This window comes from Vasconcelosia minhoensis LEGE 07310, from assembly GCF_015207255.1.
GTDB lineage: Bacteria > Cyanobacteriota > Cyanobacteriia > Phormidesmidales > Phormidesmidaceae > Vasconcelosia > Vasconcelosia minhoensis.
Genome location: NZ_JADEXG010000159.1, coordinates 1 through 1159, shown reverse-complemented (window position 1 = coordinate 1159; position 1159 = coordinate 1). Strand labels below are relative to the sequence as shown.

1 protein-coding gene is annotated in these 1159 nt (G+C 58.5%); it reads left to right on the top strand.

Annotated elements, in window-relative coordinates; all coding sequences use genetic code 11:
- Nucleotides 1-3: 3 nt before the first annotated feature.
- A complete protein-coding gene (psbA, locus tag IQ241_RS25255) occupies nt 4-1086 on the top strand; it encodes a photosystem II q(b) protein (RefSeq protein WP_193912584.1) in 1083 nt (360 codons plus the stop codon).
- The last annotated feature ends 73 nt before the right edge of the window (nt 1087-1159 follow it).

Here is a 1159-nt window from a genome sequence, read left to right as displayed (position 1 = left end):
ATTATGACAACGACACTACAGCAGCGCAGCAGCGCTTCACTGTGGGAGCAGTTTTGTCAGTGGGTCACAAGCACCGAGAACCGCCTGTATGTAGGCTGGTTCGGCGTGCTGATGATCCCGACCTTGCTAGCTGCGACCACCTGCTTTGTAATTGCCTTCATCGCGGCCCCGCCCGTAGACATTGATGGCATCCGTGAGCCGGTCGCCGGTTCGCTGATGTACGGCAACAACATCATCTCGGGCGCGGTTGTGCCCTCGTCCAACGCGATTGGGCTGCACTTCTACCCGATTTGGGAAGCGGCTTCTTTAGATGAGTGGCTGTACAACGGCGGTCCTTACCAGCTGATTATCTTCCACTTTCTGATTGGCGTGTTTTGCTACATGGGCCGCGAGTGGGAACTGAGCTACCGGTTGGGGATGCGTCCCTGGATTTGCGTGGCCTACTCTGCCCCGGTGGCAGCGGCGAGCGCGGTCTTCCTGATCTATCCTTTGGGCCAGGGTTCGTTCTCTGACGGCATGCCATTGGGCATCTCGGGGACGTTCAACTTCATGTTTGTGTTCCAAGCGGAGCACAACATCCTGATGCACCCGTTCCACATGCTGGGCGTGGCGGGCGTCTTCGGCGGCGCTTTATTCTCGGCGATGCACGGTTCACTGGTGACCAGCTCACTGGTGCGAGAGACGAGCGAGACTGAGTCTCAGAACTACGGCTATAAGTTTGGCCAGGAAGAGGAGACCTACAACATCGTGGCAGCGCACGGCTACTTCGGTCGGCTGATCTTCCAGTATGCGAGCTTTAACAACAGCCGCTCACTGCACTTCTTCTTGGGTGCGTGGCCGGTGGTTGGCATCTGGTTCACGGCGCTGGGCATCAGCACGATGGCGTTCAACCTGAACGGGTTCAACTTCAACCAGTCGGTGATTGACTCGCAGGGCCGAGTGATTGGTACCTGGGCGGATGTGCTGAACCGGGCGAACCTGGGGATGGAAGTGATGCATGAGCGCAATGCTCACAACTTCCCGCTGGACCTGGCTGCGGCTGAGTCTGCGCCGGTTGCCCTGACGGCTCCTGCTATCAACGCCTAGGCTTAGCGTGGGCCTCGCCGCGAGGTCTGAATAAGTGAAGGCGAAAAGCTCTTCCCGCCTGGGGAGGGCTTTT

Bases quoted from the DNA above. Each gene is read 5' to 3' on its own strand.
- psbA (WP_193912584.1), top strand. From the start codon at position 4: ATGACAACGACACTACAGCAGCGCAGCAGCGCTTCACTGTGGGAGCAG.